This window comes from Cyanobacterium aponinum PCC 10605 (assembly GCF_000317675.1).
Classification (GTDB): Bacteria; Cyanobacteriota; Cyanobacteriia; order Cyanobacteriales; family Cyanobacteriaceae; genus PCC-10605.
The window spans coordinates 1,428,830-1,452,632 of record NC_019776.1 but is presented as its reverse complement, the minus strand read 5'-3'; the positions used below and the strand labels follow the sequence as shown (position 1 = coordinate 1,452,632).

Here is a 23,803-nt window from a genome sequence, read left to right as displayed (position 1 = left end):
GTAAAAAAATGAATCAAAAATCTGCCATTGAAACATTTTTACAATGTGACAATTATAATGAATTGGTTACTTTTTATGAACAAAAGCTAGAAAAAAATTCAGAAAGTTATGTTAATTATATCTATTTAGGTCTAGCATATTTATTAAATGAAAATCAATTGGAAGCGCAGACAACTTGGTTTTATCTTTTAACTCAAGAAAACCCAGAATATTTTGATGTACTAATTACAGTTTTGGATCAAGTAATCGTAGGTTTGATTAACTATAATCGCTTTAACCCCGCCATCTTAGCCTATCGAAGTTTAAGGGCGATCGCACCTCATTACAAACAATTACAGTTAAAATCCAATAATCTTATTCAAAAGTGGATTGAAGAAGCCATACATTTCACTAAAAATGGTTTATTTTACGAAGCTAAACATCAATATCAGTTACTAATTAAATTTGAATATAGTCAAGGTTCTCTATGGCGAAATTTGTCTTTAATTCATTATCAACTGTCAGAATATGTACAAGCCTATCAAGCTATCTCACAGAGTATTAATTATGAGCCTGAAAACCATCTTAATTTTTATTATGGGGCAATATTTTTGGAAAAACTTAATAATGTTGAAGATGCAATAAAATTCTATCAAAAATCGATTAAGTTAAATCCCAATCATCTGGATAGCTATAATAATTTAGGAAATCTATTATTAAATAATAATCAAATAAAACAAGCAGAAAAATATTATCTATTAGCAATTAATGTTGATAATAAATACTTTGGTGCCTGCCTTAATTTAGGTAATTTATATTTAAAAGGTGATAGAATTACCTTAGCCTTAGATTATTATAATCAAGCTCTAAAAATTAGCCCAACTTATGAAAACTTTTTGTGGATAGTTAACAATATTCGCTCTTTTAATTATATTCAAGAATCTATTAATTTTGCTCGTCATAATTGTTCTTTATTGCCCGACAATTTATTTGCTTCCCTAGAGTGCGATCGCATCTTACCTTTTGTATATCAAAAAGAAGAGGAAATAAACAATCACCGCCAGAATTTAACAAGATTTTTACAAAAAATATCTGAGATAAATTTAGATATAAAAAATAATAGTTTATTTGCTTTACAATTAATAGATACTCACACTAACTATCATTTACATTATCAAGCGCAAAATGACTTAGAATTACAAATATTATATGGTAATTTCATTCATAAAGTAATGAAAGTTAACTATCCTAGCTATTGTCAACCACTGAAAAAAAATAAACATCCAGAAAAAATAAGAATAGGTTATATTTCTTACTGCTTAAGATCCCATGTTGTGGGCAAATTATCCTTAGGATGGATAAAACATCATAATCAAGATAAATTTGAAATCTACTGTTACTATTTAGGAGATTTTTCTGAGGACAAAATAACCCAAGAATTTAAACAGCATAGTAATAAGTTTTATCATTTTAAAGATGATACTAATATCGAAATTATTGCTCAAGCAATAAAAGATAATGATCTAGATTTTTTAGTGTTTTTGGACTTAAGTATGTATCCCAGAATGTCTCAATTAGCAGGATTAAAGTTAGCTCCGATTCAATGTGTTACTTGGCTTCACCCCATCACATCAGGAATTCCTACTATTGACTATTTTATTTCTAGTGAATTAATTGAAAAAAATAATACTAATAATCATTACTCAGAAAAATTAATTAAATTACCCAATCTAAGCATTTGCTATTCTCCAAAAAACTCAAAAGTAGATGAAGATAAAGCTAAATTTAATTTGAAGCAGGAAAATATTATTTACCTTTCTTCTCAATATTGTTCTAAATATTTACCACAATATGATTATGTCTATCCAGAAATAGCAAAAAAAGTAGAACATTGTCAATTTGTTTTTATTCATCCCAGAATTAATAATAATAATGATAAAATTACACCTCAGCTATGGGAAAGAATTAAACAAAGTTTTAGTAACTATCAATTAGATTGGCAAGATTACTGTATATTTTTACCTACTATTAAAAATTCCAAAGATTACAGACAACTATTAAAAAGTTGTGATATATTTCTTGATACTATTGGCTTTACAGGATTTAATTCTACCCTCGATGCCTTAGAGTCTTTCTTACCTGTTATTACCCATTCAGGTGAATTCTTCCGCACTCGACAATCAGAAGGTATTTTAAAAATGATTCAAGTGACAGATACTGTTGCTGATGATGTAGAAGATTATATAATAAAGGCGATCGCCCTTGGTACTAATAATGAATTAAGACAAAAAATAAGTGATAAAATAAGGAAAAATATTAATTTATTATATGAAGATTTAACTTCAGTTAAAGCCCTAGAAACCTTTTATTTAGATACCGTCAATAATAATTGATCAACACTAAAAATCACAGTTCCTCAAATTCAATTAGAGTATTATATTTATACCATTGTGAACACACTAGGGCATATTTTCATCGAGCCGTTTATTAATTCATAAAAAATAACTTTTAATAATAACCCATGGATAGTCAAAAATTTGTGCAACTCATTCCCGAAATATTTGATTTTGATAATATTGAATCCATCGAAGCAAAAAAAAATCAGATAGCTTCTATTTTAAAAAAAGTTGATAGCACTATTAATCCCTATGTTTTTTTGTTACTTAATACTGCTATTAGTTGTTTAGAAGAAAACGAAATATATTGCGAAATATTAAAACAATCTAGCACTACTTTAATTCCCATTTTAGAAAGTAATCCTCAATTAATGGCTTACGGAATTATTGATAATGAAACTATTGATATTGATAATATTAATTATACCTTAGAATCATCAAACTATAGTGATCAAGTTTGTATTTATGAAGGAGATATAACAAGTTTTTGTGAAGATTTACAGTCTTTAGATAGTGAAGATAAAATAGGTTTATTTCACCTAAATGGAAATAGACCTTATCGAGAAATACTGTTAGCTTTAATGAATATCAGACCATTATTAGCAGAAGAAGCCTTTATTATTATTTCTCAGACAGAAAATGGAGCAACAAAAAATGCTATTTCTGATTTTCAAAACTTTAATAATAGTGACAATATTCACGAATTATTGGTTGTCAACCCAGAAACAAAATCTTATCATTTCATGGAGCAAGAATTAGTAATTTTGCTGTATCGAAATAATGTAATTAATAAGCAAATTAAAAGAATCAATAATGCAGGATTAACTAAACTTAATCAGGCAACAGAAAATCATAAAAAAACCCTTCTTCATGTGGGTTGTGGCCCTTCTAATCCTAATGCTTTACCCCAAGATTTTCGAGGAGATGACTGGGTAGAAATTCGCTTAGATATTAATCCTAATGTACAACCTGACATTATTGGTACTATTACTGATTTAAGCGGTGTTCCTAATAATAGTGTAGATGCGGTTTATTCTTCCCATAATTTGGAACATATATATAATTTTGAAGTACCCATCGCCCTTGCTGAATTTAAACGAGTTTTAAAAAATGGTGGTTGTGTAATGTTTGTCGTGCCAGATATGCAAACCGCTGCAGAATGGGTTATGCGAGGAGAAATGGAAGATTCTCCTTTATATCAATCTCCTGCTGGCCCTGTTCCAGCACTATGGATGTTTTATGGCATGGGTACTACTTATCCAGGAATGCCTTATATGGCACATAAAACAGGTTTTACTACTAAAAATTTAGCCAAACAATTAGGGGAAGCTGGTTTTAATAATTTAAAATTAATTAGAAGAAGTTTTGATATTATTGCTTATGGTTATAAATAGTATCGATACTTATTCAAGGCAACCATAAGAACATGAAAATATCCAAAAGCCAGTATTAAATTTAATTACTTTATTGGTCATCAAATAGAATGAAAAAATTTGCGATCGCCCTTATTAAGTCAAAACTTCACCATAAATGTTTGTTAGAAACTCAGGAAGCGATTCACCATACCTTACAAGATATGGGTTTCGATAGTGTTTTAACTGATAATTTGGAAAGGTGCGATCGCCAATATATCATTTTGGGAGTTAATAATTTACTTTACCCGAATCAGATTGAATTACCCCCTAATTCAATTATTTATAACCTTGAACAAATCTACCCCCAATCCCCTTGGATACAATCAGGTTATCTCGATTACCTATATCAATATCCTATCTGGGATTACAGTTTATCGAACATCGCCCAATTAAGAAAATGGGGTATTAACAAAGTTCAACATTTACCCATAGGCTACCATCCCTGCCTTACGAACATTCCTAAAAATGATAATCAAGATATTGATGTGTTGTTTTATGGCTCAATTAATGAACGTCGTCAAAAAATTATTCATAGTTTAGAAGCAAAAGGAATAAAAGTTAAAGCACTTTTTGGAGTTTATGGAGAAGAAAGAAATAGTTATATTTCCAGAAGTAAAATTGTTTTAAATATGCACTTTTATGAAGCTCAGGTTTTTGAAATCGTTAGGGTATCTCATTTGTTAGCCAATCAAATTTTTGTTATTTCTGAAAAAAGTAGTAACTCCGAAGAAGAAAACTATTTTCAGGGAGGTTTAGTTTTTTGTCCATATGAAAATTTAGTTTCTACTTGCCTAGATTATTTAAGCAAGGATAAAGATCGAAAAATCATCGCTAAAAATGGTTATCATTTATTTAAAAGTCGTTCTTTAAAAGACTATTTAAATCCTTTAATTAATTCTATTTCTCAAAATATTAATAATAACCATAAATTTATCAAAGACTTTTATCGCAAAAATCAGGCTAAAAACGCCTTTGATCAAGGTAATTATCAAGGTGCGATCGCACTTTATGAACAAAGTTTACAAATTGATCCAGACTGTTTAGAAACTAATATTTATCTTGCTTTAGCATTCTTATATAATGGAGATGACCTAACCGCAGAATTAATTTTATATTCATTTATTGATGATAAAGAACAGAACGAGTATGAATTACACTTAGTAAAAGAAAAAATAATTAAAATACTACGTCAAGAATTAAATAAAAATTTACAATCAAATAATCAAAAATTAGTAGATAATATTAAGGTATATATTAAAAACTTCTTATCTTAAACAGGGACAGTAACTATTGTTAAAATATGAAATATATTGCAATTTCTAAGTATAATAATTAGAATATTTTGATAGTAAGCTAAAACTATTTTACAACAATGGAATATATTGAATACGATTTTCCTAATTATCTTAAATTGATTGATCAAGAAATAGACAAAAAAACATATCTCCGAAGATCAACCGACAAATTTAAATTATCTTTTAACAAGGGGAAAATATTTTAAGCGAGAATTATATCAAGAAAACAGGTATTTATTTCCTATCCATTTTGCTATTCCAGAGGAAAAAATTATTAAGAATATAGATAATTTAGAAAAAATAAATTTTTTTGCTCCTTGTAATCCAACAGATAAAACTACTTATGTTTACGATACAGAAAAAGCATATTATCAACAATACCAAGAAAGTTTTTTCGGAATTACTATGAAAAAAGCAGGGTGGGATTGTTTACGACACTATGAAATTATTGCTCAAGGATGCGCCCCTTATTTTCTTGATATTAGAGAATTACCTTATTTAACTATGCATAGATTTCCTCGTTATGAGGTTTTAAAACTAATGCAAATTGCTGATAATTATTTAGAAACAGAAAATTTAGATTTAGATAACTATTTGACCAGTTTTGAAAGTTTATTAAATTATACAAAAAAGTATTTAACCACAAAAAGTCTAGCACAGTATTTTGTAGAATTTATTTAATATTAAACAATACTATATTTAGTAAATAAGACAGTTATATAAAATAAAATGTGAATAACTTATCCTATAAACTTTTACAGAAAAATAAGAGAAATAATGTCTCATAATTGCTCCATATAAATCTGTTTATTCCCCAACTTTTTCCACTAAAATATATAGAAAATTTTCCAATCTAACAATAACATTAATCAACTCATCATAAGCCACTTCCATAGCCTTTGGTTGTAAAGAAACTAAATCATTTGGTTGAATAATTAACCAACGTTTAACTAACTCCTCTAAGGTAACACTATCTTTTTCCCAAAGAATAATTAAACAACTAGCAATATCACTTTCAATATCAATATTACCCTTAGCAGGAAACGAAATATAACGATTAAAAAGAAAAGATTGTTTAGTTCTAATAGCTTTTAATAAGTCCTCTTTTATTTTCTTATATCTTAAGCGAGGATGTAAAGAAATTTTAGCTGTTTCCCAATCTTTTTTATCCCAATTAATCACAGGATTTATAGAAGATTGAATATTATCATTAACACACCAAAAATCAATTAAACGATGAATTGGATTTAATAATTCATAAAGAGATAATTCTTCTTCTTGGGAAACCTCCCCCAATCCTAACTCCCAAATATCAGGTAAACTATCAGGATTTTGAAACAAATCTCGAATATTCCACTTTCTCCACATTACCATACTTAAAAAACTCAAATGGGAAGACTTTAACATCTCAAATACTTGAGGAATAGTAAAGCCTTTATCCCCTTGTAAAAGATAGTTAACTAAAATAGATTGTTTTTGTTTTTGAGGAGGAAAAGCCATGGAAGCAAATTTATTTTTCCATAACTGTTTCGCTGCAACCGAATCATTTAAACTATTGAAAGTTTCTTTTACTAATTCAACTTCTAAATCATCTGGGTTACTGTCCATCAAACCCATATTTTTAAACAATTTTTGTAACCTAAAAAAGTTAAACCTTTGATAATAACTATGAAAATTAACCCTAATAATTCCTTGCTCATTAAGTAAAGATTGAAATAGTTTTAATACCTTTTCAGCATCAGGTAATAAATAAATAACTTCATCACAGTTAATATAGTCAAAACGATAATTTAATTTGTCAATATCTTCTATGGAAAGAGTATAAAATTCAGAGTTAGTAAAACCATGATGATTTAATCTTGTTTTGGCAACCTCTACAGATTTTGGAGATAAATCAATCCCAATAATTTTTGCCCCCGGATTAGCATAAGCTAAAAATAAAGAAGTCCATCCGCTACCGCATCCCGCATCTAAAATAACTTTATCCTTGGTGTCAATTATTTTTTGTTGGGACAAATAATAAGGGGTGGTTAAATCGTGAATAAATAAAGTGTCATAATATTCTTCGGGAGATTGTTCGATGGGAATTTGTGGATAGGGTAGATTGTCGTATTGTTCCTGTAATAAGATTGTCGTTTTTTGATTCATATCTTGAAATTGAAAATTTAATAGTTATTTTTTAGTTTTACTACTAACTAATTATAATAATTAGGTCTATGCAAAATGACATAATTTTTTATAAATATGGATTCGTTTTTTTGCTGAGTAGAGCAATTAAATATTTTAAATACTCACTTGATTATTAATTAATCCTCCTAAACTTTGCCACTGACTGGCAGTAAAATTAACAAAGTTAATATGTAAATTATCTGATAATTCTATGCCTTCAATTAGCATTAAATTTATGGCTATTTCTGAGAAAAATAAGCCGACTTCTTCTTGATCGACGTTATTGAGATTGACTAATAAAGTGCAGTTTTCTTGATCAGAAAGGTTCATTAATACCGTACCAATTTCTAAAGCTAATTCTTCTTGATCTGCTTTCCAATCAGGAAAGATAGCATAGTTATTACCATTACCCTTAATAGCAACTAAATCCTCAAGATTAAGTTGATTAACAATGTCTTGATTGTCACAATTTAAAGTTATTTTGGCAGTTATTTTGGGTAATATTTTCTGCCATTGCGACTCCTCGAGATTATCAATAAAAGTAAAATTAAGGATACTTTCTAAGTCTAAATCTTCCTCCATCATCAAATTCATGGCAATACCTGATAAGAATAAATTAGCATCTTCTTCCGTTATACCAGTGGTGTCAATAACGAGGGTTATTATGCCCTCACCCCCAGCCCCTGTCCCACTGGGCGAGGGGAGATTTGCTCCTTCTGGGTTTGATCCCCCCCTAGCCCCCTTAATAAGGGGGGAGTTTTTAGCTAGGGAAGAAATAAGGTTATATAATTCTTCTATTAATGTTTCTTCGTCGCTTTGCCATTCTGGGATAATTAAATGGTTAATTTCTGTTAATTTGATTTGATCGGTAAATTCCTCTTTGATGAATATATTTCCCTTTTCGACATGGATAGTAAAAAAATCTGTGTATTTATTAACTGTAAATTTTATATGAGGATATTCTTCTCTCAAAATAATAGAAATTTCTTGCCAACTATGATCATCGTTGGAAATAACTGTAAAATATTGTTTATTTCCCTGTAAAAACAAGCCTATATTGATTGATTCTATAATTAAAATATCATAGTTATTATTATGTTTATCATTAGTAAATTTAACCTTATGTAAATTCTTTGAAGCCCCAAGGTATTCTATAAGTTTTTTAAAATTATAGGGAATATAATTAAAAATTGATGCCGTTATTCTTGGTAAATCTAAAAAATCTTCCACATAACAATTAAAAAATTGAATATCAATAAAAATTGTCAAATTTTCTGTATATTTATGAATATCCTGCACAATTTGATATATTTCTATTCTTTTTTGTGTATATTGAGATTCTGGAAAATAGTTTATTCTCTCAATAAAATTGCTATAATAAATCTCGTTTATAAATTTCCCTTCTAAAATATTTTCTAAATTGTTTTTATGCTTTTCGGGAGTATAATTTTCTAAATATCTCTGATGACTTCTTTTTTTATATTCTTCAATTAGTTCAGGATATTGGACAAAATATTTAATTTTATTGATTAATTGTTCAATATTTTCAAAAGATTCATATTCTTTTCCTTCTTCTAATAACAGATTCATTCCTGCTTCTTCTGCAAGGGTATCTGTTAACAAAAAACCCCCTGCAGAAATAATCTCAAAAAAGCGTAAGTTTAAGTCTCCATTTAAGCTAATATTTAATGAAATTTGGGCTTGAGAAAAGGCTTTTAATGAATCTCTTTGAGATAGTCTTCCAGACCAAAAATTTGGTATTTGTTGATGTAAATATTCAAGTATTGCTTTTCTTCGGGGATGAAATTTGCTGGCTTGTCCGACAAAAATTACTTTATCTGTAAAAAAATCTGGTTCAATGGTAGAATCCTCAAAGTCAATGGTTTTTAAATCACCTTGAGGAGGATTGAGAAATAATCCGGGTAGCCAATATAAATTAGGGATTCGGGCAAGATAATAATACCAAAGATGATGACGTTTATGATCTGTGATGTAAAAATCATATTTTTCTGATTTGGCATACTCTATCATTCTTTCTAAGGGTTTTACACCGTGTTGAGTATCCCCTAGTATTAATATTTTTGGGCAGTCTAAGGCTGTGACATTACGAGGAATTACGTTGAAAAATGAATCGACTTTGGCAATAAATAAATCTGGTTGCCAATTCGGATAGTTTTCTGTCAGTATTTCTCTAACATCATAAGATGTACCTATGGGTAAATTAATAATTTTATCGGCTTGATCTGGGTAACTGGTAATATAGATTTCATCATGGGAAAAAATGGGATGTCTTTGACGCTCAATATAAGACCAATGATGAGAATATAAAATTTTTTGTTTTGATAAGTCCATTGAGAAAGAAATGTTAAGGATGTATTTAGATGCCCAATATTAAAATTATAATCTTCAATAAGTAAAGCATTTTATTTTTCCCCATCATCGTTAAATTTTTTATGAATTCTATAACTGCAATTCCTCAACTTTCAGAATCTCAAAGTTATCAACAGTCAGAGAGTTTTTACAAAAATTTAGTCGAGTCTGAGCTTCACAAAATATTGCATTACTATAATTTAGTCAATGGTAAGGAAGAAAAGGCTCAAGGAGTTTGGTTTACTGTTATTTTTGGTACTAAAAATTTAGATTATAAAAGTCATTTGGAGGAAGCTGGTTTTAAGGTTAAAGTTATTCCTTATTTAAATAATTTTACAGAGCAACAAAAAAAATTATAGATTAAGTAAAAAGGATGATATTTATTTTTATTAATTATAATGATTAGATTAAATTATTTGATTTAATGTTTAGTAAAAAAATGAATTGGACATGGCTATTAAAAATATACAAAAATCAAAAGTTAACGCTATTTTAGAAATTTTTAAAGAAAAAATTGTGACTATTTATCAAGACGAGTTGATCCAGTTAATTTTATTTGGTTCAAGAGCAAGAGGGGATGCTAAACAAGATTCAGATATTGATATTTTAATAGTTTTGAAAAATTTTAATCAAGATAAACATAAATATGAAAAAATGATTAACTTAGTTTCTGATTTATGCTTAGAATATGATTTATTAATTAGCTGTGTTTATGTTAATGAATCTCAATTTAAGAGCGAAAAAAGCCCTTTAATGATTAATATTCATAAAGAGGGTATATTCTTATGAAGAATGAACAAAAATTATTGTTAGAAAAAGCTCAGGAAAGTTTAAGAGCATCTAAAATACTACTAGAAAATCAATTACCAGATTTTGCAGTGGCAAGGGCTTACTATACAATGTTTTATATCGCAGAGGCTTTTTTACTAAAACAGGACTTAACTTATTCCAGTCATAGTGCCGTTATTGCAGGATTTGGACGGGAATTTGCTAAGACAAAACGTATTCCCGTTGAGTATCATCGTTATTTAATCGAAGCACAACAGAAGCGTACTGAAGCTGATTATAATTTAAAACCCAATATCACTTTACAGGAAGCAGAAAATATTATTAACAAAGCCCAAAATATGCTTGATTTTACTAACAATAATATCGATATTATTTAATGTTTAATTCTTTAATTAGGGTTTGATTTTCATGGTTAATTTTTATTTTTTTGGTAATGAGAGGTGTTAAGATTTGCCATTCTTGCTCTGTCAAATCTCCCAATAAGGAAATATTAATATACTCAGTTAAGTCTAATTCATATTCAAATAAGAGACTCATGGAAATTGCCGAAAATAATTCGGTGGCATCTTCGGGTAAGATTCCAGTGATATCAACTAAAAGAGTAATAGGCTTTTCTGGAGGTGTTTCCATTAATTGAAGGATTACTTCTAGTAATTCCTCGCCAATTTCTTCTTCATAATTTGACCAATCGGGGAAAACAATTAAGTTACTTTCACTGAGATTTAATTTTTGGGTTAGTTGTTGGGCTTTATTTTTCTCGATACTATCTTTAATAATTGTCCAAATATTTCCAATATATTTATCTTGAGAGAAATTATTTTTAATTATTTCTCTTCCTGCTTCGCCCATTTTTTTTGCTAGTTCTGGATTTTCAGCTAATTGAATCATATACTCTGCCATGCCATCCACGTCTCCTTCGTCAACCAAAAACCCTGTTTCGTTTTCGATAATGACATCTTTGATTCCACCATGTCTTGTAGAAACAACGGGGATTCCCATGGCACAGGCTTCCACAACAGAAATAGACGTACCTTCTGAATCACCATAGCTAGGTTTTAAAGAATGTTGTACAAATGCTCTAGCTATACTTAGATTTTTGGCTACTTCTTGATGAGATACTGCACCGAGAAAATCTATATTTTGTTCTATTCCTAATGATTTAGCTAATATTTTACAAGATTCTAATAATACACCTTCACCCATCATAATTAATTTTGCTTGAGGATATTTTTGACAAACTTGGGCAAAGGCTAAAATTGTTAGGGTTGGAGCTTTTTTGTCAACAAAACGCCCTACTGCAACAAAAGTAATAGCTGATTTTTCTGGATGAGACTGTGTGAATAATGATAAATCAACGCCACAGGGATTATAGTACAGTTTTTCTTTAATTGCCCCCAGAGATAATAAGTGTTTTTCCATATCTCTTGAACCAACGATAATCCCTTCAGCTTGTTCAAAGAGAATAGGATAAAATCTACCTGCATTTTGTAACACATTATGGTGGTAGGCATCGAAACCATGAAAATGAACGATTAACGGAAGATTTAATTCCTTACAAATATCCATCATTGCAACACCAATATGTCCATATTCAGCTAAAACAGCATCTACTTCTCGATCTATAAAAAATTGTTTTAATTCTTCTTTATTCTGTTGTAATGGAAAAGCAATATTTGGTAAGTTAATAGTCTCTGCTGGTAATTTATTTATATGGTCATGGATAAATGTTTCTGAGTAAGCGTTAGGATTTACATGGGCTACAACAACAGTATAAAGTCCTTCTTTTTGTGCTAGTCTTTTTTGATTTCTTATTTGTCTAAGTTCTTGTTTTAAGAAAATATTGGTTTTTTCTATTGTGGAAAAAAAGTTAACTAATCTTTGTTCAACATCTATGATAACCTGAACAAATTTTTCATCTCCTAGAGGATATAATTCTTTCCGTAGAGAGTTAAAAAGAAAATAGCGGTGAAAATATAAATAACCATATTGATTAATTTTGCTCGTTTCAGTGATTCCTCCTTCATGCTTACGATAAATACTCATAACTTTGGGAATTCGACGAATCTTACCTTGAGAAGCAACAATAATAAAAAGTGGCATATCACCACTTGCATATCTTAAAAAATCTTTTGGTAATTTATCCGCACTATTTTTGCGGAAAAGAAATGAAGATGTCTGAAAAGGAGACCATACAGAAATTACATCTTCTAAAGTGAACTCTAAACGATTTATATTATATAAAGTACCTTTAATTTCTCCTAATCCCTTTGCGCAAAGTATTTGAGTATCATGAAAAACTCCTGTACATTCTGGATCTTTTTCTAATACATTTGCTTGTTGCTGAAGTTTGGTTTCATCTGTCCAATAGTCATCCCCTTCTAATAAGGCAATATATTTTCCCCGACAAGCCTCTCTAATACGAATACCATTTAATCTTCCATTACCTGTATATTTTCCAAGGTTTTCTTTAGCTAATAAAACTCTAATTAATTGGGGATATTTTTTCTGATATTCTAAGACAATTTCTGTGGTGCCATCGGTGGAACAGTCATCGCCGATTACTATTTCAAAGGGAAAGTCTGTTTTTTGACAAATAACACTTTGTAGGGCTTCTTGGACGTACTTTTGATGGTTATAGGTGATAAAGCAAACACTGACTAGGGGATTCTCTGTTATTTCTGCCGAGCTTATTTCTTTGGTGTTTTGCTCAATTAATTTGTTGGCTATGTCCCATGTCAGTTGTTTCATATCGTCTTTTTCGGGGTATCACTAGATTATTCTCGATCTAATCTCTAATTTACCCAAGATAATGAATATTGCTAAATGTTATTTTTATATTCCTACATAATTCTTAACATTTATTCTGATAACGATCGCCCTTAACCTTCCAAAAACTTTTTTAATTCATTGGCTATTTAGCTTTTATGTTTGTCTGGTTTCTAAAATGGGATCAGGTGGAGTCTCCCACTTGGCGATCGCCTTCGGTGGTGCTGTGCGATCGCCTTTAATCATAGATTATCATAATGAAAACGACAAGCAAGAAAATCAATTTGAGTGGCACTAATGCGATAAATCAAACGATGCTCTAAATCAATTCTTCTTGACCAAATATTACCCTCCATATATTTTAAAGGTTCTGGTTTGCCGATGCCTTGAAATGGATTTCTCATGACTTCAGTAACTAAATCTAATATTTTTTCCGCCCTTTTTTTGTCATTTTTAAACCACCATTGTAAATCACTTTTAAACTGACTACTAAAACCTGGAACTTGGGGAAAACTTGGCTGTTTATCCTCTGAAGTAGAGTTTTGTTTCTTGTTTTTACTCAATTCCTAATTCCTCTTTCAATTCCTCTAAAGATTGGGGTTTAATTTTACCTGTCATGGATTCTTCTAACGCCTCGAATAAATGATGAGAATTAGCAGGATTTCTGAATAAATAAACGGTTTCAACTAAGCTACGCAAATCAGACTCGGCAATTAAGGCAACATTTTCACCCTGACGACGATTGATAATAAAAACTTGATGATCTTCTACAACTTTATCTAAAAGTTTAAATAATCCATTTCTGGCTTCTGTGGGGGAGGTTATTTCATAGCTAAACATGATTTACTCTCAATTTTTTTTATGTACATAATAATGTACATTTTATCATGGTTTTTATTTTTTGAGATAAAGGCGATCGCACTGCACTATATTTCCCCTGATCGCCCGAATTACTAAAATTCATAGATAATATTAACCAATAGCAAACTCTGTAAATTCTCTTTTATAGGGAGCTTGAAAACCTAATACAATATGCTCTTTTGCTACCCCTGCATCTAATAATTGATTAGCAATACCGACTTCTGTACCATCTCTTTGAATCCAAATTTTATCGTCTTTCAAATCCACATGAATAATCACACCATAAATTCTAGTTTGATCATCCCAACCAATATTTAAAACCTGATAATGGTGATTATGATCATCAAATATTAATTGAATTTCTGTATCATTTTGAGAATGATTAATCGAGTGTTGAGTTAAAATATCCTTGACTAATTGAATATAGTCTATTCTTTCCATAAAACCACCTCTTGCTTAACAGATTTAATAGCTATAAGCACTGCTTGATGAAATAAATCTTTTGCGGACATCTCTTTATCTTCTTTTTGATTACGGAGCAAACATTTCCCCTAACTTAGATAAAACTTCATCTTGAATAGAACTATCAAGAGTACCAAGTTTTTTGACTAAACGAATTTTATCAACAGTTCTAATTTGATCTAAAACAATTAATCCTTCTTTTTCTTGAAAGTTACACCTAATCCGAGTCGGGTAAAGTTTACCTTTACTGGTCATAGGTGCAACAATAACTGTTTTAATATAATCATTCATTTCATCAGGGGAAATAATCACACAAGGACGAGTTTTCTGAATTTCACTGCCAAGAGTAGGATCAAGATTGATTAAGTAAATATCAAATCGCTTCATCTACCACTCCCATTCTTGTTCATCCCAATAGGATAGCGTCTGAGTGTCGCTATCCAATAGTTGATCATCATTTTCAGAAGCCATTTCTTGAAAGGATTTTGCCCAATTTAACCTTACTTTGTTTTCTTCTGAAGCACGAATTATTATTGTGCCGTCTTCAATGGATAAATCAATTTGATCTTTGATTTTGGCAATTTCCAGCAGAGTTTTGGGTAGTCTAACCCCTTGAGAATTACCAATTTTCACTAAACGAGTATGAATAGTATTTTCTATCATTTTTCAATCATTTTCAATTTAAGTAATTACATTGTAGTTACTGTTTTGTACTGATGTCAATATTGTTATCTAAAGTGCGATCAAGCGTAGCTTGCCACTTCGTGATCGCATCTTGTTAAGATAGATTTAAGTTTTCTACTTTGGATAGAATGTTATCCCAATTATATAAACTTATATTTGGATGTTTTTTAATATCAAAATATTGTGGTAAATTTTTCATATTTGAGGGCATTTCTTTTTTCCATTTATGACAAAGTTCTTCTAACAAAGACTGTGGATTTTGACAAAATTTTTCATAATCAATAGTAAAAACCTTTGTTGAATCAATAGAATTTAATCCTGTTTCAATAGCTAAATTTGTTACCATAACTTGCCAAACAGTTTGATAAATTGGCTCAAGATTAATGACTTTGTGATAGTTAGGGGGTTTAAAAGAATACCATTGTTTAGCATCACCAAAAAATTTTTCTCTAGCACGAACTAAAGAATTTGCATTAGTTTTTATATCTCTTTTCACAAATAAAAAATAAGAATTTTCATATAAACTTGATAATAAAGGTATATGCCAATTTAAAATCATTCCTTTCAAAACTAAGGGTAATTTTTTTACCGATTGAAAAGCTCTTAAATCCTTAATAAATTTATCTGTATTTACATCCTTAATAACTTCTGGTGATAATTTTTGAATATCGCCAAAAATAAAAAATCTCCTCCAAAAATACCAAAATTCATGGGGTGACATTACTCCTTTAGTTTTTCCTAAATTAGAAGTAAATAAAGAAGTCTTATTTTTAGTAAAAATTTCTTCTCTAAAATCATATTCTATTAACATTTGCTGTAATTTTGCTCCCAAATAAGGAGCATAATAAAATCGAGAAATAAAATTAGTCGGATAGGTAAATAAACCAGATTCAGTTAAGTATTGATAAACCAATGTTGAGCCACTTCTAGCACAACCCATAATATATAAAATTGGCTCATCACACAAATCTATATCTGAGATTTCTTTTTCTTCTAAAGGATTAAAAAGATTTTCAAAATATTTAAGTAATTCTTCTAATTCCTCTGGTTTTTGATGTTCAATTAATCTTTTTTTATTGTCCATAATCCATAATAGCTTTTATGATCAAATCCATTTCTTCAAAACTGTAACGTTGATCAATTGGTAAGGGTAATAATTGAGATGTTAAATGTTTTTCCCATTCAAAACCCTCAGTTATACGATTAACACATTCTCGCCATAAAATAGGCACAAAAATAAGTTTTTCCCAAAAATATTCATGTTTAATCGATTTTACAGGTAAATAAGGATAACAAAAAGGAATAGAATTATTATCTAATTTTATTACTTCTGACGATAATTGATTATGAGAACCTAATATTTGATCAAGATAGAGATAATTTTGACAGCGTTTTTGAGCAACATCGTTATAATCTATTTGACTGAGAATAATTTCTGATAATTCAGAGATTAAAGCTATTTCATCACCGTTAAGTTTTTCATTATCTTGAAAAATTTTATAACCTTCCTCCAATATTCCTTGATGACGAAGTAATAAATGTTCACAACGATAATTTTGATTTCTTTTCAAGTTATTTAAAGATGATAAATAAATATTATCAGGTGTATAAAGATAAGCACCATCAGGTACACCAAAAAATTTACGAGCAGAATTAAAATATACTGATGTTTTCATTTTTGGTTGATAAAAAAAAGATTGAGTATTATCAACCCATAATTGCTTATTATGCTTTTTAACTAATGTTTCTAAATATTTATTTTTTAAGCCAAAATAATTAATATAAATTAAAATATCATTGGGATTTACAACTAAATTATCAGCTTTTATTTCTAGTTTTTCATTAAGTTCATAAAAAGAATAATTAACATTATAGTTTTCTAAAGGTTCAATTAAAGCATCACAAGTATAATAAGGAATAAAAACTTGTTTTAGTGATTGACTTTTAATGAGAAATTGAAGGCAAGATCGTCCACTTTTTAAAGTTAAATTTGCGTTAGGATGCCAATTTTTCTGCTGTTGATTTAATTCAAGTTCAAAATAACCGCCGATAGGTTTCATTTGCTTAACTCATATTGATTAACCATTGTTAAGATATCTTCGGGAGAGTTCCACATTAAGACATCAATTATAGAAAGATTGGGAATAAAATTTTTAATTCCCTGATTATAAGGTGTAATAATGGGTTGTAAAAAACTTAACTCAATTCCATTGTTTTGAAAAAAGTCTTGATCATATAAATCTTTTCCCCCCGGCAGATTAATATAATGAGTTGTTTTTTCTCTAATGCAAATATCTAAAATTCTATCCTGTCCTTTTAGGTTGTTTTTAGGATAAATTGATGATGTTTCTACTATTTCCGTATTTAAACCAATATAATCCTTTAAATAGATTAAACTACGATATAAAAAACTAGATAAATTATAATTCTCTATTTTAAAAAGTTTGTTTAGTAGATCATAAACCTGATTAAAATATGGGGCTTTACCATAAAATATTTTCAATGTTTTTAACAATTTCTCATGAAATACATCTTTAGAGCTTATATTTATTTCTTTAATTAACTTATTTTGACTAGCTTTATCTAAAGACAAAGTAAACCATTTGGCTTCACCATTAATAATAATTTTATTTCTATTAATCCAACCTCTATTTATATAGTTAACATCATCAAGAATAATGAATTTATCAACTGCATGAATTAATTGAAAATAACCAATATAAGGAAAAAAATAAGGTTGCATAATCGCTAGTTTCATATTAGTTTTAATTTTGACGCTCCATTTTATGACCAATTAATCTCTCAAATATTTGAATTCTTTTTTCTGCTTGTGCTGTGCGAGAACGATAAAGTAAGGTTTTTTCTTGTCCTTTTATTGCTAAATTTTTTAGTTTGTCTCTATGCTGATCATAGTATATGAGGAGGTCAAAAATATCTTGTGAGTTTTCCGTTATTTCTACAACATCTTGACCAGAGATATATGGTGTTTTTAACCTCAAAGGGTTTGTTGAAAATAATGCACATCCACACATTGAACCATCGGGAGACATAGGAAAACCATTAAACTGTCCATCATTTAATAATCTATATGGATTAAGAATAATGTCAATATAGGGGTATAAATCGATTAATTCATCTCTGGAAAGAACTCCATGATAAATAACCTCTTGAGATGGTTTAGGCGCAAAAGAGATATTTTCATAATCCCAGTTTCCCACGATATGAAACCGAAATTTGGAGTCAGTTGAGAATAATGATTTGGTGACTACATCACAGAAAATATCAAAACCCTTATCAAATCCGTTGTTGCCGTAATTATAAGCAACAAAAGCAATATCTAACCGCTTTTTATGGCAAACATCAGGACGAGTTTTTATTTCATTGGCTTCTATTTGAGAAAAGCCACCATAAATAGCTTCACTTCTACCTTTTAAAGAGGGTATTTTTTTCAGCAAATAGTCATTAATAATTTCTTGAGTTGTGATTAAATATCTAAAACTAGGAGATTCGACAATTCTTCTACAGTTTATATCACTGATCTCATTATCAAGAAAAAATCCTCCTCCGGGAGTTATACAAGCACAAAAAGGTATTTTAAATTTTTCAAAGATGGGAAGAAAATTCAAAGTCTCATTAACCATTAAAGAATATGCTAGTTCTGGTTTTAGTATTCCCACTTCATTGATAACATAAAATTTATTTCGCCATAGAGGTTTTTGCAAAAAATGACAATATTTATTAATCGCCCTTTTGATTTCTTCCCAAGTCTTGTAAGTTCTTGAGTTCCCGTGAATACATATACTATTAGTAAAATGCTCTAAATAATAAGAATGTTCAGCATGACGAAAACCACCTATAATAGGTGTTTTGGGATGTATTGTGTCGAAAATAGCCAATTCAACTGGTATATAACCCTGTTTTTCATAAATTAAGTTGTAGTGTTTACGTACACTTTTATATTCTTTATTCAAATTATTCTGTCCTGATGAATTTAGATTTACTATCTTATAATTATCTTTTTGTAAATTACTAAATATATCAGGGGTTATTTCAGAAACAAAATTCAACCCTAAACTATCGCTAATTTCTAAACCCTCCTCTAAAGTTAGGCTAGTAATGACACTAGAAAACATTAGCTCCGCTTCTTCTTGACTAATACCAGTAATATCAATTAAAAGATTAGTATTCTCAAAATTACTGACCTTTTTGATGAGGTTAACTAAATCTTGATATAACAAATCTTCTGGTTGAGTCCAATCAGGAAAAGTGATTAAATTAGCGGTCATATAGTTATGATAATTAGAATAAAATGATTGAGACAACTTAACCTAAATACTCTTGGGCAAATTGTAACATTTCCTTGGCTTGAGAAATAAACTTATCAGCGTCATTTTTATTTAGGTTTGGGTTGATGTGATAATCACCTCAATTTCTTTGATCTTGTGCATCAATTAAATAACGATGATATTGAGGGGGAATTTTCTTACTTTTAACTAAATGTTTACCAACTGCCGAGATTACTGCCGAATGACTAGAAAATGATAAATTTTCTTGTAAAAGTAAGGCTTCAGCTATATAAAATATTGCATAATAAGCTCTGGAAGTAGCAAATTCAGGATAGTCTTTTTAATTCAATTCCTTCGACGCATTTAAACTTCTTTCAGCTTTAATTAATAAATATTCTTGCTCTTTAATCATAAAATAATTCCCTCCCGCCTAACATTAAGAAAAAAAGGAGTTTTACTATTTCTGTAATCAAAACTATTAGTAAATGAGCGAGATATTACCATATCATAATTTAAAGAAAGTTTAGCAATAAAATCGCTAGTTTTTTCGATTTCTTGGGAATAATGAAAATCATTTTTTAAGACGATTAAAATATCCACATCAGAATCTTGACGATAATCTCCTCTAGCACGAGAACCAAATAAAATTATTTTGTCTAATTTATCTTGATATAATTCTTGAGTAAAATTCTTAACTTCTGCCAAAATTTTCCTTTGATCAATCATACTATTACCTAAAGAAGATTGATTAGTTTTAAATACAGTAGCTTTCATTTAATTTACTTTTTTAAATCAGATTTCGCATTTTACCTTTAAGTTTATAGTTAAACCTAGCAAATTTAACACTTCAAAAATAAGAGACATTTCTGGATTATCATTATTAAGCAAATCATTAAATAATTGATTATTTAAGTGTTCTTGACTTGCGATAACAACATCTCGTAAAGCCGAGATAAATAGAGAAACACCACCTTCTTCTAAATAACCGATGACAAATTCTTTATCCGTCATCAAATCACTTTTAAAAGTCTTGTAAAAATCTTTCAATTTCATGGTGATAATCCTCCCATAATTTAACTACTTTTTTTATATCACTTAGTTGACTACTTTTATCCCCTCCCATCAATAAAACGATGATAGTATCTCCAAAGGGACTAAAATAAATTCTATAACCTGAACCAAAATCGAGTTTGATTTCCGAAACTTTTCCAATCTCCTAAATTTCTTTGAGAAATTCTTTTTAATCTCAATAAAATTCTTCTTCGGATTTGTTTATCCTTAATTGCATAATACCATTTTTCAAATAAACAGATACCATTTTCATTTTCCAAAACCTTAATAATAAATTTTTCACTCATATAATAAAAGTTAGATTATTGACTATTTATTGTCTTTATTCGCAATACTACAAGTATTATCAAGAATAAACTTAATTAGATCAGTGATTTTAATGATTTTATCAGGATTCATATTAACTCCCGTGGGCAATAACATGACTTTATTTGATAGTTTCTCTGTTTCTGGTAATAATAAACCTGCATGGGGAAAATAAGATTTATAGGGTTGCATTCGATGACATCCGGGGTAAAAATAACGCCGAGCAATGATATTTTCTGCGGTTAAAATATCTACGAATTTATCTCTACTAATATTAGTTATTTCTTCATCAATTTCTAAAACAATATATTGATAATTACATTGTTCTTGTTGATTGTACGTAAATAATTTAATTCCTTTTATGTCTTTTAATTCTTGTTGATAACACTGATAATTTTGATGGTTAATTTCGATAAATTCATTAATACTTTCGAGGGATGTTAAACCCATTGCTGCACATACTTCGCTCATTTTGCCGTTTGTACCAATATAAATTACGTTATCCAATCCTGAAAACCCAAAATTTTCCATTAAAATTAGTTTTTCCGCTAATTCATCATTATTGGTAACGATCGCACCTCCTTCAAAACTATTTAAAAACTTAGTAGCATGAAAACTTAACACCTCTGCATCACCAAAACTACCGATCATTTTCCCTTGATAAGAACATCCCATAGCGTGGGCAGCATCAAACATTAATTTAAGGTTATGCTTTTTAGCAATGGTCGTTAATGCCTCGATATTGCAAGGTTGCCCCCAAACATGAACCCCAATTATTCCCGTAGTGCGAGGGGTAATCATCGACTCTATTTTATCAGGATCAATGGTATGAGTAATGGGATCTATGTCACAAAATACAGGAGTTATTTCCTGCCACTGTAGGGCGTGGGCAGTGGCGATAAAAGTAAAGGAGGGGATAATTACTTCTCCCGTTAATTCTAAGGCTCTGATGGCTAATTCGAGGGCAATAGTGGCATTACAAACGCTGACGCAATGTTTCACTCCTAAATAATCGGCGATTTTCTGTTCAAATTCTTTAACAAAAGGGCCTCGATTAGTTAGCCAGTTGAGATCAAGCATATCATTGATGCGATTTAAAAATTGAGTGCGATCGCCCAAGTTTGGTCTGCCAACGTGTTGTTTTTCTGAAAATAAGGGTTTGCCACCAAATATTGCTAAATCTTCTATTTTTGTTTTTAGGTTATCACTAATCAAGGTCATAGAAAAATTAATTAATAGTGTTTATGTTTTATCATGCCCTGATTTTGAGTAGATGTGATCGAGCTTTTGGTTAAATTTTGTGATGAGTGGGATTTGGGAAGCCAGTTTTCATCGAGGATTTGTTCAGGAGGTGCGATCGCACTTATGCCAAAAATAGATTAATTTTCTATAAATTATAAAATATACACTAATTATTAAACCCATGAATCGTATTGAAAAAGATAGTATCGGTGAAATAGAAGTAAAAAGCGATCGCCTCTGGGGTGCTCAAACTCAACGCTCTCTCCATCATTTTTCTATTGGGGAAGATATGATGCCCATAGAAGTTATTCGGGCGTTTGCCATTGTCAAAAAAGCCTCGGCTATGGCTAACGAAGAATTAGGGAAATTACCTTTAGAAAAAGCGAAATTAATTATTCAAGTCGCCGATGAAATTTTGCAAGGCAAGTTAGATGAACATTTCCCCTTATATGTATGGATGACGGGAAGCGGAACACAAACTAACATGAATGTTAATGAAGTCATTTCCAATCGCGCCATTCAAATTGTGGGGGGTGAGTTGGGCAGTAAAAATCCCATTCATCCCAATGATGATGTCAATATGTCTCAATCATCTAATGATACTTTTCCTACCGCTATGAATGTAGCCAGTGCGATCGCAATTCAAGAAAGATTAATACCCAAGGTCAAAAAATTAAGAGACGCATTAGCCGAAAAAGCACAAGCATGGAAAAATATTATAAAAATTGGTAGAACTCATCTTCAAGATGCAGTACCCTTGAGCCTAGGACAAGAATTTTCAGGTTATGTGGGGATGTTGGATGATAACCTTACCCGTATTAACCAAGCCTTACCCCATGTCTATCAATTAGCTTTAGGAGGTACTGCTTTAGGTACTGGTATTAACGCCCCCATCGGCTTTGCCACAAAATCGGCTCATCATATTGCCAATATCACTGGTTTACCTTTTGTTAGCGCTCCGAACAAATTTACTGTCATGGGTTCTCATGATGCGATCGTATCTTTGAGCGGTACACTAAAAACCCTAGCCTGTTCACTATACAAAATTGCTAACGATATTCGCTTTCTTGCCTGTGGCCCTCGTGCAGGATTAAATGAGTTAGAATTACCCGCTAACGAACCGGGTTCATCAATTATGCCGGGAAAAGTCAATCCTACTCAGTGTGAGGCTTTAGCCATGGTTGCAGTACAAGTTATGGGCTATGATACCGCCGTTAGTTTTGCCGGAGCGAGTGGGATGTTAGATATGAATGTTTATAAGCCTATGATGATTTATAACATTTTGCAATCAATCAAGATACTTAGTGATAGTTGTAACAATTTTACTGACTTTACCATCAAGGAAATGAAGCCCAATCGTCAACGTATCGAAGAATTAGTTAATCAATCCTTGATGTTAGTCACTGCATTAACTCCTAAAATTGGTTATGACAAAGCCTCAAAAATTGCCCATTTAGCATATGAAAAAAATATCACCTTAAAAGAGGCAACCTTAGAGTTAGGTTATTTAACCGCAACAGAATTTGACGATTGTATTGACTTACGCCAAATGGCTTACCCTCATAGTGAATAGTTGATAATTAAGAATTAAAAATCCCGTTCACGACAGAAGGGAGTGTAAGAGCCTTCGGTGCGAACTCTCATCTTCCCTGAAACCTGACACCTGAAACCTGACACCTCATCTCCCTAATCCCCTAATTTTAATGAAAAAA

The 23,803-nt window shown here is 30.1% G+C and carries 24 protein-coding genes and 1 pseudogene; 8 read left to right on the top strand and 17 right to left on the bottom strand.

The window, feature by feature from the left end; genetic code table 11:
• Positions 1–8 precede the first annotated feature (8 nt).
• The 4 genes from CYAN10605_RS17795 to CYAN10605_RS06030 all read left to right on the top strand — a co-directional run bounded on the left by CYAN10605_RS17795 (position 9) and on the right by CYAN10605_RS06030 (position 5,766).
• The gene (locus CYAN10605_RS17795; RefSeq protein ID WP_015219055.1) at positions 9–2,372 is read left to right on the top strand and encodes an O-linked N-acetylglucosamine transferase, SPINDLY family protein; all 2,364 of its coding nucleotides are present in this window, start codon (positions 9–11) and stop codon (positions 2,370–2,372) included.
• 128 nt (positions 2,373–2,500) lie between these two features.
• Positions 2,501–3,769 carry a class I SAM-dependent methyltransferase gene (locus CYAN10605_RS19115; RefSeq protein WP_015219054.1) on the top strand — a complete coding sequence of 423 codons (1,269 nt, stop codon included), beginning with the start codon at positions 2,501–2,503 and terminating at the stop codon, positions 3,767–3,769.
• 89 nt (positions 3,770–3,858) lie between these two features.
• Complete coding sequence (locus tag CYAN10605_RS17785; protein WP_015219053.1) at positions 3,859–5,064, top strand: tetratricopeptide repeat protein; 1,206 nt, start codon at positions 3,859–3,861, stop codon at positions 5,062–5,064.
• A gap of 426 nt (positions 5,065–5,490) precedes the next feature.
• On the top strand, positions 5,491–5,766 hold the full coding sequence (locus tag CYAN10605_RS06030; protein WP_015219052.1) for a hypothetical protein: 276 nt from the start codon (positions 5,491–5,493) through the stop codon (positions 5,764–5,766).
• A gap of 126 nt (positions 5,767–5,892) precedes the next feature.
• Here CYAN10605_RS06030 and CYAN10605_RS06025 read toward each other — a convergent pair whose 3' ends face one another.
• Together CYAN10605_RS06025 and CYAN10605_RS06020 are read right to left on the bottom strand one after the other, a co-directional pair.
• Positions 5,893–7,233: a class I SAM-dependent methyltransferase gene (locus CYAN10605_RS06025; protein WP_015219051.1), complete on the bottom strand. Its 1,341-nt coding sequence runs from the start codon at positions 7,231–7,233 to the stop codon at positions 5,893–5,895.
• A gap of 135 nt (positions 7,234–7,368) precedes the next feature.
• Complete coding sequence (locus tag CYAN10605_RS06020) at positions 7,369–9,606, bottom strand: glycosyltransferase family protein (RefSeq protein ID WP_015219050.1); 2,238 nt, start codon at positions 9,604–9,606, stop codon at positions 7,369–7,371.
• Between the two features lie 101 nt (positions 9,607–9,707).
• Here CYAN10605_RS06020 and CYAN10605_RS06015 point away from each other — a divergent pair, with 101 nt between their 5' ends.
• From CYAN10605_RS06015 to CYAN10605_RS06005, 3 genes are all read left to right on the top strand, one after another.
• On the top strand, positions 9,708–9,983 hold the full coding sequence (locus CYAN10605_RS06015) for a hypothetical protein (RefSeq protein WP_015219049.1): 276 nt from the start codon (positions 9,708–9,710) through the stop codon (positions 9,981–9,983).
• Positions 9,984–10,074: 91 nt separating this feature from the next.
• On the top strand, positions 10,075–10,413 hold the full coding sequence (locus tag CYAN10605_RS06010; RefSeq protein WP_015219048.1) for a nucleotidyltransferase domain-containing protein: 339 nt from the start codon (positions 10,075–10,077) through the stop codon (positions 10,411–10,413).
• A complete protein-coding gene (locus CYAN10605_RS06005; protein ID WP_015219047.1) occupies positions 10,410–10,790 on the top strand; it encodes a HEPN domain-containing protein in 381 nt (126 codons plus the stop codon). The genes CYAN10605_RS06010 and CYAN10605_RS06005 overlap by 4 nt, the downstream gene beginning before the upstream one ends.
• On the opposite strand, the gene CYAN10605_RS17780 is transcribed toward CYAN10605_RS06005, so the two are convergent.
• The 15 genes and pseudogenes from CYAN10605_RS17780 to CYAN10605_RS05935 all read right to left on the bottom strand — a co-directional run bounded on the left by CYAN10605_RS17780 (position 10,783) and on the right by CYAN10605_RS05935 (position 22,070).
• Positions 10,783–13,161, bottom strand: coding sequence for a glycosyltransferase (locus tag CYAN10605_RS17780; protein ID WP_015219046.1), 2,379 nt, complete (start codon positions 13,159–13,161; stop codon positions 10,783–10,785). The two genes, CYAN10605_RS06005 and CYAN10605_RS17780, sit on opposite strands and share 8 nt — an antisense overlap.
• 260 nt (positions 13,162–13,421) lie before the next feature.
• Entirely contained in the window at positions 13,422–13,742 is a 321-nt protein-coding gene (locus tag CYAN10605_RS05995) for a Txe/YoeB family addiction module toxin (protein WP_015219045.1), read from the bottom strand.
• Complete coding sequence (locus tag CYAN10605_RS05990; protein WP_015219044.1) at positions 13,735–14,019, bottom strand: type II toxin-antitoxin system Phd/YefM family antitoxin; 285 nt, start codon at positions 14,017–14,019, stop codon at positions 13,735–13,737. The genes CYAN10605_RS05995 and CYAN10605_RS05990 overlap by 8 nt, the downstream gene beginning before the upstream one ends.
• Before the next feature lie 132 nt (positions 14,020–14,151).
• On the bottom strand, positions 14,152–14,481 hold the full coding sequence (locus tag CYAN10605_RS05985) for a XisI protein (RefSeq protein WP_015219043.1): 330 nt from the start codon (positions 14,479–14,481) through the stop codon (positions 14,152–14,154).
• A 90-nt stretch (positions 14,482–14,571) separates the two neighbouring features.
• Positions 14,572–14,889 (bottom strand): type II toxin-antitoxin system PemK/MazF family toxin, encoded by a 318-nt coding sequence (locus tag CYAN10605_RS05980; RefSeq protein ID WP_015219042.1) that lies wholly within the window; start codon positions 14,887–14,889, stop codon positions 14,572–14,574.
• Positions 14,890–15,165, bottom strand: coding sequence for an AbrB/MazE/SpoVT family DNA-binding domain-containing protein (locus CYAN10605_RS05975; protein ID WP_015219041.1), 276 nt, complete (start codon positions 15,163–15,165; stop codon positions 14,890–14,892).
• Positions 15,166–15,280: 115 nt separating this feature from the next.
• Complete coding sequence (locus tag CYAN10605_RS05970) at positions 15,281–16,270, bottom strand: sulfotransferase (protein ID WP_015219040.1); 990 nt, start codon at positions 16,268–16,270, stop codon at positions 15,281–15,283.
• A complete protein-coding gene (locus CYAN10605_RS05965) occupies positions 16,260–17,246 on the bottom strand; it encodes a hypothetical protein (protein ID WP_015219039.1) in 987 nt (328 codons plus the stop codon). The genes CYAN10605_RS05970 and CYAN10605_RS05965 overlap by 11 nt, the downstream gene beginning before the upstream one ends.
• Positions 17,243–17,944 (bottom strand): WbqC family protein, encoded by a 702-nt coding sequence (locus CYAN10605_RS05960; RefSeq protein WP_015219038.1) that lies wholly within the window; start codon positions 17,942–17,944, stop codon positions 17,243–17,245. Before CYAN10605_RS05960 ends, CYAN10605_RS05965 begins: the two co-directional genes overlap by 4 nt.
• Before the next feature lie 7 nt (positions 17,945–17,951).
• Positions 17,952–19,472 (bottom strand): glycosyltransferase family protein, encoded by a 1,521-nt coding sequence (locus CYAN10605_RS05955; protein ID WP_015219037.1) that lies wholly within the window; start codon positions 19,470–19,472, stop codon positions 17,952–17,954.
• 139 nt (positions 19,473–19,611) lie between these two features.
• Positions 19,612–19,791: pseudogene (locus CYAN10605_RS19110) on the bottom strand (HEPN domain-containing protein); the annotation flags it as partial.
• A gap of 89 nt (positions 19,792–19,880) precedes the next feature.
• Complete coding sequence (locus tag CYAN10605_RS05950) at positions 19,881–20,246, bottom strand: nucleotidyltransferase domain-containing protein (protein ID WP_015219036.1); 366 nt, start codon at positions 20,244–20,246, stop codon at positions 19,881–19,883.
• Between the two features lie 18 nt (positions 20,247–20,264).
• On the bottom strand, positions 20,265–20,525 hold the full coding sequence (locus CYAN10605_RS05945) for a hypothetical protein (RefSeq protein WP_015219035.1): 261 nt from the start codon (positions 20,523–20,525) through the stop codon (positions 20,265–20,267).
• Complete coding sequence (locus CYAN10605_RS19105; RefSeq protein WP_241212821.1) at positions 20,494–20,637, bottom strand: hypothetical protein; 144 nt, start codon at positions 20,635–20,637, stop codon at positions 20,494–20,496. The genes CYAN10605_RS05945 and CYAN10605_RS19105 overlap by 32 nt, the downstream gene beginning before the upstream one ends.
• Before the next feature lie 215 nt (positions 20,638–20,852).
• Positions 20,853–22,070, bottom strand: coding sequence for a DegT/DnrJ/EryC1/StrS family aminotransferase (locus tag CYAN10605_RS05935; protein WP_015219034.1), 1,218 nt, complete (start codon positions 22,068–22,070; stop codon positions 20,853–20,855).
• Positions 22,071–22,272: 202 nt separating this feature from the next.
• Between CYAN10605_RS05935 and fumC the strand changes: the two genes are divergently transcribed.
• Positions 22,273–23,664: a class II fumarate hydratase gene (gene fumC / locus CYAN10605_RS05930; protein ID WP_015219033.1), complete on the top strand. Its 1,392-nt coding sequence runs from the start codon at positions 22,273–22,275 to the stop codon at positions 23,662–23,664.
• The last annotated feature ends 139 nt before the right edge of the window (positions 23,665–23,803 follow it).

What these genes read in the sequence shown, in the direction of transcription:
- CYAN10605_RS17795 (WP_015219055.1), top strand. Translation starts at nt 9, where the DNA reads ATGAATCAAAAATCTGCCATTGAAACATTTTTACAATGTGACAATTAT.
- CYAN10605_RS19115 (WP_015219054.1), top strand. Translation starts at nt 2,501, where the DNA reads ATGGATAGTCAAAAATTTGTGCAACTCATTCCCGAAATATTTGATTTT.
- CYAN10605_RS17785 (WP_015219053.1), top strand. Translation starts at nt 3,859, where the DNA reads ATGAAAAAATTTGCGATCGCCCTTATTAAGTCAAAACTTCACCATAAA.
- CYAN10605_RS06030 (WP_015219052.1), top strand. Translation starts at nt 5,491, where the DNA reads ATGAAAAAAGCAGGGTGGGATTGTTTACGACACTATGAAATTATTGCT.
- CYAN10605_RS06025 (WP_015219051.1), bottom strand. Translation starts at nt 7,233, where the DNA reads ATGAATCAAAAAACGACAATCTTATTACAGGAACAATACGACAATCTA.
- CYAN10605_RS06020 (WP_015219050.1), bottom strand. Translation starts at nt 9,606, where the DNA reads ATGGACTTATCAAAACAAAAAATTTTATATTCTCATCATTGGTCTTAT.
- CYAN10605_RS06015 (WP_015219049.1), top strand. Translation starts at nt 9,708, where the DNA reads ATGAATTCTATAACTGCAATTCCTCAACTTTCAGAATCTCAAAGTTAT.
- CYAN10605_RS06010 (WP_015219048.1), top strand. Translation starts at nt 10,075, where the DNA reads ATGGCTATTAAAAATATACAAAAATCAAAAGTTAACGCTATTTTAGAA.
- CYAN10605_RS06005 (WP_015219047.1), top strand. Translation starts at nt 10,410, where the DNA reads ATGAAGAATGAACAAAAATTATTGTTAGAAAAAGCTCAGGAAAGTTTA.
- CYAN10605_RS17780 (WP_015219046.1), bottom strand. Translation starts at nt 13,161, where the DNA reads ATGAAACAACTGACATGGGACATAGCCAACAAATTAATTGAGCAAAAC.
- CYAN10605_RS05990 (WP_015219044.1), bottom strand. Translation starts at nt 14,019, where the DNA reads ATGTTTAGCTATGAAATAACCTCCCCCACAGAAGCCAGAAATGGATTA.
- CYAN10605_RS05985 (WP_015219043.1), bottom strand. Translation starts at nt 14,481, where the DNA reads ATGGAAAGAATAGACTATATTCAATTAGTCAAGGATATTTTAACTCAA.
- CYAN10605_RS05980 (WP_015219042.1), bottom strand. Translation starts at nt 14,889, where the DNA reads ATGAAGCGATTTGATATTTACTTAATCAATCTTGATCCTACTCTTGGC.
- CYAN10605_RS05975 (WP_015219041.1), bottom strand. Translation starts at nt 15,165, where the DNA reads ATGATAGAAAATACTATTCATACTCGTTTAGTGAAAATTGGTAATTCT.
- CYAN10605_RS05970 (WP_015219040.1), bottom strand. Translation starts at nt 16,270, where the DNA reads ATGGACAATAAAAAAAGATTAATTGAACATCAAAAACCAGAGGAATTA.
- CYAN10605_RS05965 (WP_015219039.1), bottom strand. Translation starts at nt 17,246, where the DNA reads ATGAAACCTATCGGCGGTTATTTTGAACTTGAATTAAATCAACAGCAG.
- CYAN10605_RS05960 (WP_015219038.1), bottom strand. Translation starts at nt 17,944, where the DNA reads ATGAAACTAGCGATTATGCAACCTTATTTTTTTCCTTATATTGGTTAT.
- CYAN10605_RS05955 (WP_015219037.1), bottom strand. Translation starts at nt 19,472, where the DNA reads ATGACCGCTAATTTAATCACTTTTCCTGATTGGACTCAACCAGAAGAT.
- CYAN10605_RS05950 (WP_015219036.1), bottom strand. Translation starts at nt 20,246, where the DNA reads ATGAAAGCTACTGTATTTAAAACTAATCAATCTTCTTTAGGTAATAGT.
- CYAN10605_RS05945 (WP_015219035.1), bottom strand. Translation starts at nt 20,525, where the DNA reads ATGAAATTGAAAGATTTTTACAAGACTTTTAAAAGTGATTTGATGACG.
- CYAN10605_RS05935 (WP_015219034.1), bottom strand. Translation starts at nt 22,070, where the DNA reads ATGACCTTGATTAGTGATAACCTAAAAACAAAAATAGAAGATTTAGCA.
- fumC (WP_015219033.1), top strand. Translation starts at nt 22,273, where the DNA reads ATGAATCGTATTGAAAAAGATAGTATCGGTGAAATAGAAGTAAAAAGC.